Origin of the sequence: Sporanaerobacter sp. PP17-6a, assembly GCF_900095615.1 — a bacterium.
In the GTDB taxonomy this organism is placed as follows: domain Bacteria; phylum Bacillota; class Clostridia; order Tissierellales; family Acidilutibacteraceae; genus Acidilutibacter; species Acidilutibacter cellobiosedens.
The window spans coordinates 1-8,577 of the sequence record NZ_FMIF01000029.1 but is presented as its reverse complement, the minus strand read 5'-3'; the positions used below and the strand labels follow the sequence as shown (position 1 = coordinate 8,577).

Annotated in this window: 8 protein-coding genes, 1 riboswitch and 1 other annotated feature; of the genes, 2 read left to right on the top strand and 6 right to left on the bottom strand. The window is 31.1% G+C overall.

Features of this window, described 5'->3' with window-relative positions; genetic code table 11:
* Window positions 1-94 precede the first annotated feature (94 nt).
* Window positions 95-297 (top strand) — a binding site (T-box leader).
* Between the two features lie 50 nt (window positions 298-347).
* Window positions 348-1,580: a tyrosine--tRNA ligase gene (tyrS, locus tag PP176A_RS12130; protein WP_071140749.1), complete on the top strand. Its 1,233-nt coding sequence runs from the start codon at window positions 348-350 to the stop codon at window positions 1,578-1,580.
* Window positions 1,581-1,798: 218 nt separating this feature from the next.
* The gene (locus PP176A_RS12125) at window positions 1,799-2,662 is read left to right on the top strand and encodes a CAP domain-containing protein (RefSeq protein WP_071140748.1); all 864 of its coding nucleotides are present in this window, start codon (window positions 1,799-1,801) and stop codon (window positions 2,660-2,662) included.
* An 87-nt stretch (window positions 2,663-2,749) separates the two neighbouring features.
* Here PP176A_RS12125 and PP176A_RS12120 read toward each other — a convergent pair whose 3' ends face one another.
* From PP176A_RS12120 to PP176A_RS12095, 6 genes are all read right to left on the bottom strand, one after another.
* Window positions 2,750-3,367, bottom strand: a complete 618-nt coding sequence (locus PP176A_RS12120) for an NUDIX hydrolase (protein ID WP_083381946.1) — start codon at window positions 3,365-3,367, stop codon at window positions 2,750-2,752.
* Between the two features lie 39 nt (window positions 3,368-3,406).
* Window positions 3,407-3,928 carry a peroxiredoxin gene (locus PP176A_RS12115; protein WP_071140746.1) on the bottom strand — a complete coding sequence of 174 codons (522 nt, stop codon included), beginning with the start codon at window positions 3,926-3,928 and terminating at the stop codon, window positions 3,407-3,409.
* 119 nt (window positions 3,929-4,047) lie between these two features.
* Window positions 4,048-4,620 carry a hypothetical protein gene (locus PP176A_RS12110; protein WP_071140745.1) on the bottom strand — a complete coding sequence of 191 codons (573 nt, stop codon included), beginning with the start codon at window positions 4,618-4,620 and terminating at the stop codon, window positions 4,048-4,050.
* A 262-nt stretch (window positions 4,621-4,882) separates the two neighbouring features.
* The gene (locus PP176A_RS12105; RefSeq protein ID WP_071140744.1) at window positions 4,883-6,001 is read right to left on the bottom strand and encodes a TMEM165/GDT1 family protein; all 1,119 of its coding nucleotides are present in this window, start codon (window positions 5,999-6,001) and stop codon (window positions 4,883-4,885) included.
* 319 nt (window positions 6,002-6,320) lie between these two features.
* Window positions 6,321-7,046: a precorrin-3B C(17)-methyltransferase gene (locus tag PP176A_RS12100; RefSeq protein WP_071140743.1), complete on the bottom strand. Its 726-nt coding sequence runs from the start codon at window positions 7,044-7,046 to the stop codon at window positions 6,321-6,323.
* 68 nt (window positions 7,047-7,114) lie between these two features.
* Window positions 7,115-8,194, bottom strand: coding sequence for a pyridoxal phosphate-dependent aminotransferase (locus tag PP176A_RS12095; protein ID WP_234958928.1), 1,080 nt, complete (start codon window positions 8,192-8,194; stop codon window positions 7,115-7,117).
* Window positions 8,195-8,363: 169 nt separating this feature from the next.
* A riboswitch (cobalamin riboswitch) is annotated at window positions 8,364-8,541 on the bottom strand.
* Between the last annotated feature and the right edge of the window lie 36 nt (window positions 8,542-8,577).

The following is an 8,577-nucleotide window of genomic DNA, read 5'->3' as shown; positions in this document are numbered from 1 at the left end:
GTGTTCATGAAGTAATAGGAGAAGGATTTAAGGACATTGAAAATTTTTAACCCTTGACAAATACAATATCATTTATTATTATATAATAAATATAAGTTGAACTGTGATGGATAAAGTAGCTCTTTATAATTAAATAACAGAAAATAGGTGTCGATGAGAATCCTATAAATTATAAAGATGTGAATTACGCTCCTGAGTTATAATGAGAAATCATTACGGTTACTATCCGTTAAAATAGTCAAAGGCATATTTTTATATGCAATTAAGGTGGTACCACGGGTTTTTCTCGTCCTTTACGGATGAGAAAAACCTTTTTTAATATATTTCAAAAGAAGGAGGATTTACAAATGGAAAATAAAAATGTATTTGACATTCTCAGAGAACGAGGATATATAGAACAAGTTACCTATGAAGATGAAATCAGGGATCTTTTAGGAAAAGAATCCGTTACCTTTTATATTGGAATTGATGCAACCGGTGATAGTTTAACTTTAGGTCATTTTGTTCAGATAATGATAATGAAGCATATGCAAATGGCAGGTCATCGTCCTATAATATTGTTAGGAGGAGGAACTACCATGATAGGAGATCCCACAGGAAAAACAGACATGAGAAAGATGCTTAGTAAAGAGACTATTGAACATAATGCAAAGAGGTTTAAAGAACAGTTATCAAAATTTATAGATTTTGATAACGGCAAAGCCATTTTTGCAAACAATGCGGATTGGCTGTCAAATCTCAATTATATAGAGTTCATAAGGGAAATTGGAGTCCATTTTTCCGTAAACAAAATGCTTACAGCGGAGTGTTATAAACAAAGATTAGAAAGAGGACTTACTTTCCTTGAATTCAACTATATGATTATGCAATCCTACGACTTCTTGGAGCTATACAGAAGATACAACTGTAAACTGCAAATAGGGGGAAATGATCAATGGTCCAATATCCTCGGAGGATATGATTTGGTTAGAAAAATCGAAAACGATGTGGTATATGCTATGACCTCTAAACTTTTAACAAATTCTGAAGGTAAAAAAATGGGTAAAACAGAATCGGGTACTATTTGGCTTGATTCTGAAAAAACTTCCCCCTATGAATTTTATCAGTATCTGAGAAATATTGATGATAGAGATGTAAAGAATTGTCTATTGCTTCTTACCCTTGTTCCGATTGAAGAAATAGAAGAGCTTTGTTCTCCGGGAGGGTCAAAAATTAATAAAGCAAAAGAGATTTTAGCATTTGAAGTAACTAAAATGGTTCACGGGGAATCAGAAGCAATAAAAGCTCAGAAAGCAGCAAAATCATTGTTCGAAGGAAATGGAGAAGGGGGTTCAATTCCTACTACCGAAATAAAGAATGAAGTATTTGAAAAAGGCATAGGTATACTTAACCTTCTCACGGAAATAGGAATTACTAAATCTAACAGTGAAGGAAGAAGAATTATAGAACAAAGAGGATTATCTATTAATGGAAGGAAGGTTGACAATTTCAATATTATATTAACATTGGATAGTTTTACCGATGGGAAAATAATGTTGAAAAAGGGGAAAAAAGTTTATCATCAAATCAAATTAATATAATATATATTATCTACCATTTTTATGAGTACTCTGTAAATTATTACAGAGTACCTTTTTTTTACTTTTATATCCATCATTCAGAAATTTATCCATATATTAAGGGTTTAAATTAAAAAAAAACAATGATATACTTTTAAACAATTTAAATAATAAAGGAAAGGGGTGAACTTGAGGATTTAAAAATTTAAAATTAATTTAAAAATTACAGGAGGCAAATTATGAAAACTAAATTTAAGAAAACTATTTTATCATTGGCAGCATCAACTTTAGTGCTTTCACCATTTAGCATTGCTCATGCAGGTAGTTCCAACTTAGTTTATTATTTACCAAATGAAAGTTGCCCACAAAAAGGATACACTATTCCTGGCTATAACAAGACTTCAAATTCTAACTCTAATTCCAATAATATATCTAATGATCAACTATATGAACAACTCGAAAAGTATATTTCAAATTACATCAATGTAACTTCATCCCAAAAACCAAGTTGTGGCATTACAATTCCAAAAACAAATAATAATTCCGGAAACAATAATAGCGGAAATCAGCAAAACAATGATGATGAACAAGATAATAACGATGAACAAAACAACGAACAAAATAATAATGACGAACAAGACAATGAACAGAATGGTAATAATGGCGGCAACCAAAATGAAAATCCGGGAACCGAAAATCCGGGTGATGAAACACCTGCACCATCTAATTCTGTAGAATCAGAAGTCGTAAGGTTGGTAAATATAGAAAGAGAAAAGGCAGGATTACAGCCTCTAACTCAAAGTTCAGAGTTATCAAATGTTGCAAGACTCAAATCTCAGGATATGGCAGACAATAATTACTTTAGTCATACTTCCCCTACATATGGAGATCCTTTCACCATGATGAAAACTTTTGGAATAAAATACAGTACCGCTGGGGAAAATATTGCAAAAGGATATTCAAGTGCTCAAACAGTAATGGATGGATGGATGAATTCATCAGGTCATAGGGCAAACATACTGAATTCAAGTTTTAACAAAATCGGAGTAGGCTATGTAAATAAAAATGGTACAACCTATTGGACACAAATGTTTACAAATTAGTTTTTACAAGAAATTTCAATGAATAAAAAAGACTCTGTGGGATATTAAATTTAATATCCACAGAGTCTTTTTTATTCATTATATATTTTATTTTTCCTTCATTATATCTATAAAATTTTTTGTAATTTTCGCAGTAATTCCCCATATAATATTTTCCTGATACTTATAAAAATAAATACTATAAATCCCTTTTCTGAAATTATATTCCTTTCCCCCTGGAATCAACTCATAAGGAAAATCTTCTTTTATTACTGCTTTTAAATCAACACGATAAGTAGAAGGTTCATTATTCATAAAAAAATCCACCGGTACAGTAAATATATGATCAACTTCATCTGAATTGTATTTCATATCATCCACACTAATTCCATTAATCGTTCCTATAAAAGGGCAAAGAAAAAAATTAAAATATGTAATAATGTAATCTAATTCTCCGATAACTTTTATGTTCTCCTTTTTTACATTTAATTCTTCACAAGTTTCTCTAATTGCAGCCTCCTTAAATGTTTCATTTTTTTCTACCGCTCCACCTGGGAAAGAAATTTCTCCGGGTTGATTTTTCAAACTCTTGGCTCTTGATTCATAAATAAGATGCCATTCTCCTTTTAAATAAATCAAAGGCAAAAATACTCCATAGTTATGCCTTATGTCCTTAGGCCGGGCTGAACGGTTATTAAACTTTTCATAAACATCATTTATATTCATATTATCCTCCATAAATAAAGCGGTGAAATCACCGCTTTGTTATAAAAGTTTTTCCCCTTCCTGCCAATCGACCGGACACATTCCACCTGTCTTCAATGCTTTAAGTACTCTCAATGTTTCATCCACACTTCTTCCTACATTTAGATCATGAATTACCGAATACCTTACTACCCCTTCAGGATCAATAATAAAGAGTCCCCTTAATGCAACTCCTTCTTCTTCAATCAATACTCCAAAATCATTCGATACCTTTTTAGTTAAATCAGAAGCTAAGGGAAAATTAATATGTCCTAAACTACCCTTAATCCATTCCTGATGAGAATATTGACTGTCAACACTTACAGCCAATAATTCTGCATCTTCTTTCTTGAAATCCTCATACCTCTTACTATATCCAGTAATCTCTGTCGGGCAGACAAAAGTAAAATCCATGGGATAGAAAAACATGACCAACCATTTTCCGGCATAATCCTTAAGATTTACCTTTTTAAATTCTTTCCCATTCCCCATGCATGCAGTCATCTCAAAATTTGGTGCCGATTTCCCTACCAATCTTTCCATATTCAAAACCTCCTATGCGAATTATATTTCTTCTAATCTAAGTTATATATTCCCATAGGGATACCATTTTAAACATCATTATCATCTGATAATTGTTATTATTTAAAGGCTATATTTTGTTATTTTGAATAAGCAAATGATATTCTTGCATCCCTCAACCGTTCGTAATTTCTAATAATTGATTTTATCTCCACTCTTCCAAAGAAGAAAAACGATATTGCTTCCCACATAAATACCCAGCCTCCAACTAAAAATCCCTGGGCAAAAGCTTCCCATATTATCAACCTTATTCTCGTCGTAAATATAAAATAAAAAAGCAGAAGAATAAAAGAAATAAATACAGAGTTAATCATCCTCTTATAATTACTATTTAGCTTTCTCTGTTCAAAATGGGCATAAAAATCATAGCATGTTTTAATTCCTTCAGTAATAATTTTTTCTTTATTTTCATCTCTGATTTCATTTGGAAGATAAAAACTGATTTCAAGGTTGAACCTTTCCGGAATATCATTAGAACATTCTTCCAAAAACTTAGTCAAATCAGGAGAAATATCTCTTCTCTTATAAGAAGAATGATCCCATTCATTAAATATTTCAACATAGCTGTTCAGGTCCACCTCTATTACATAATCGCCGGTATTGGGATTTTTCTTATATAATTTATTTATATATTCCATTCTTTCTTTTTTCACAAGTATTACCCCTATATTAAAATTATAAGAAAATTTTTTATCAAAGCATCATAAGGTAGCTTTTCTTGAAACTCATTTACGGAAAGTTCTTTTTAACATCAGTATTTATAAGCGAGAACTTTCCTATTCGTTATAAAAAAGCTTTTACCAAAAAATAAAAATTAGGATGCCTTTTATAAAACCAATTTACGGAAAACTTATGTTAATATAATTTATAGCTTTCCTATAGGTTATAAGAATATAATATCATATAATACTATGTTTATGAAGCATCCTTCATATTTTCTCTTATTTTTCTATATACATTTTCATTTTCCGCTTTAACATTATATAAATAGCTATCTATATTTCCATTAAAAGATATATATTTATTAAATAGAACCATCTCTAAATTTTCTCTTGTTCTATTTATAACAAAATTCTTGTCCTTTTCAACTCCATATTTTTTATAGTCCTTAATTATCAAGCTTAACGCTTTCACAACTTTATCCAAGTCATATTTCTTTAAATCATATATCGGAGAAATGTCCTTTTCTTTAAAATAAACTCCTTTATCTACAGCCTCCTGCAATACTCTTTGTGTAGACCATATAAGACATTTCTCCTTTCTACAGGCGTCACTACAGCCTTCTTCTCCCAAGCATATATCATCTACAGCCTTTTTAGCATTTAAAACTTCAAGATAAAGCTTTGATGCAACTTCCTTCATCTCGGATTTCTGACCTGATTTCATTCTTTTATACTGCCTGATTAAAAACAATAGATAGATTAATATAGAGATTGCAGAAAATAAATAAGTTGTTTCCCAGCTCATCAATACATTAGGAGTAATATCCCATATTTTAAAGAGTCCGAACATTAAAAATATAAAAGAAGACATAATCTTAATTGAAATATCCGGCATCTTCTCTCCTATTTTTCTTCCTACAAAAATCCCCAAACTGCTGGTAGCCATCATTCCTGAAACTGTTCCCATAAGTACAAAAATAGGATGATTTCCTTCCGCCGACAGTGCCATAGCCGATAATTGAGTCTTATCCCCGAATTCTCCTACAAAGAATGCCAATGCTACTGTAAGTATAGGCCCAAACGTTTTTTCTTTCTTTTGTTTTTCCTTTTTTTCATCCATCAATGTCATGATTCCAAATACTATAAATATAAATCCCGCCGATATTTGGACAATTTCTTCCGGAACAATTGTTGAAAAATATTTTCCGAGTAATATGGCTATTCCGTGATTTAATATTACTCCGATAAAAACCCCTCCCAATACTTCCAATAGGGAATACTGAGTAGCAAAACTCATTGCCATTATTTGAGTTTTATCTCCCATTTCCGCCATGAATATTAAAAAAAATGATTTGATAAATTCTCGTATCATTCAACCACCCTTCCTTTGATTAGAGTAAAACCCTAAAAATTTAAAAAAAGACTTTTAATTTGATGAATAGATCATCAAACCAAAAGTCTCGCTCTCTCAATAACAAGTAAATAGAACCAGGTATCCTTACCAGTATGTTGATCCTATTCGTAGTCCCTACTACAGCTACTCCCCTTTAGCCAAATATTAAAATATTTAAATTTATCATTGGTAAAACAACTTGATTTTAATTGATATTTAATCTTAATATATATATTACCATATATAAATTTTAAGAACAAGAATATAGTTCGAATACAGTATTTTTATTTTTCATTTACTATAAAGTTAAGGCATTTTCTTCTCCGGAAGTAATCACTTTGCCGCTCTTTATATATGTTTTACTATTTCCTATCATAATTATGCTGTCCATACTTATCTCTTCAAAATTAATATCTCCTAAAGTAGTAATAATTACTTTGTCTTGGTCATCCAAATTTTCTACTATTCCTACAGGGGTGGAAGGAAGCTTAAAATTAAGCATTATCTCCACAGCTTTCTCAATATAAAATATTTTTTCTCTCTTTTTATAACAATATAATACTATAACAAAATTTCCCATAGATGCATATCGTATCCTTTTTTCAATTGCTTCCCATGAAACAGCAAAATCGCTCAGATTAATATAGCAAAAATCATCCATTATGGGAGCACCTAATTTACTTGCGGCAAATGATACTGTTGTAATCCCTGGAATTACCTCTACTTCGATATCATAAGAAACTTTCAAGGCATACCCTGCTATTCCATAAAGACAGGAATCACCATAGACTAATATTGAAGTTGTTTTCCCTTCTTTTACCTTCCCTATAGAATATTTACACCCTTCAGTTCCTTCTTTCATTCTGATTGGAAATATTTCCTTGCCATCTGCCAAACTTCCCAAATACTTTAAACAAGTCTTATCTCCTACTATTACATCTGATTTTTCTATTGCATCTATTGCTCTTAAAGTCATGTCATCCTTTCCTTTGGAACCTATTCCTACTATATATAACCTTGCCACCTAAACCCTCTCCTCGCTTGTTTCTCATACTATTATTTACTATATATAAATATTGCCAAAACAATTATTTAACTCATATTTTCTTCGACATTTTCCAATTCTTTAAATATCTTTATAACTCTTTCGTTATTTTTTCTGTTCTTTATCGCCAATCTTATATGCTTATCATCTAAGCCGTCAAAAGATGAACATTTTCTTATGAGTATTCCTCTCTTCAGAAAATAGTAAAAGAGAAAATTCTCATTAAACTTTCGACTTTTTATAAGTATATAATTAGACTGAGTAGGATATAAATTGATAAATTTTATCTTCATAAGGGCTTTCGTCATATATTGTCTTTCCCCTTGAATATAATTTTTGCTTTTCTCTATATATTCCTCACAGCCAAAAATATATCTTCCGCTGCAATCAGCCAGAGAATTAATACTCCAAGGCAATTCCACCTTTTCATATTCCCTAGCCATTTTATTGGAAGTACAGGCATATCCGAGCCTAATCCCCGGAAGAGCAAAAAACTTGGTTGCTGCTCTGATTATGGCTATTCTATCATAATCCTTATCTTTAAACATTTTTATGCTGTCATAATCCTTAGGGCAAAATTCAAAAAAAGCTTCATCAAGAAGTAAAAAACTTTCTTTTAAGTTAACAATATCATATATTAATTTAAGTTTATCTTCTTCTATCCTTAACCCTGTAGGATTATTGGGATTACCCAATATTAAGATATCACCTTTCTTTAAATTTCTTTTTACTGAATCTATGTCTATTGTAAAATCCGGAGATAAGGGGATTTTGCATATTTCCTTTTTTAATACCTTTCCTCTTTTCTCATATTCCGAGAAACAGGGCACAAATGTCACTACTCTATCAAATAATTGAATAAAATTATTTATCACTTCAACTGCCCCGTTCCCAACAACTATATTTGAACAATCACAATTTAAATATTTTCCTATATTAGATTTTAAAGTTCTATACTGTATATCCGGATATATAGTTAAACTGTTAAAATTGTTTTTAAGTTCATCATATAACCCTTCCGGTGGACCTAAAGGATTTATATTGCTGCTGAAATCTACCAGTTCTCCATCATATAAATCTCTATATGTGGTTATATCTCCTCCATGGTTCATAAGTAAAAAATCCATTTCCTCACTTCCTTTACAAAAAATTGATCAACATACAACATCCTTAAAACATTTTAGCAACATTAGGCTTTTACTATATAAAAAAAGGAATCCCTCTCTCGGAATCCCTGAACTTGCTTAAAAGTTTTGACAACTCAACATTAAACAATTTCCTTCCCTCCGAAAGAATGCTTTCACTATTAATAAGGCAGGTATCCTGACTTACGGCTTAGCCTCCTTCCCCCTTCCCAGCTTTCGCCAGTGGATATGGAATTCGTAACCGTTTACAGTAGCGGGGGCTGTAGCGGATTTTCACCGCTTTCCCTTTTAATCTATATAAATATAGAACCTAAATAATATTATAATTATATAAGTCTATTATATAATATCACTTCCCATGTTCT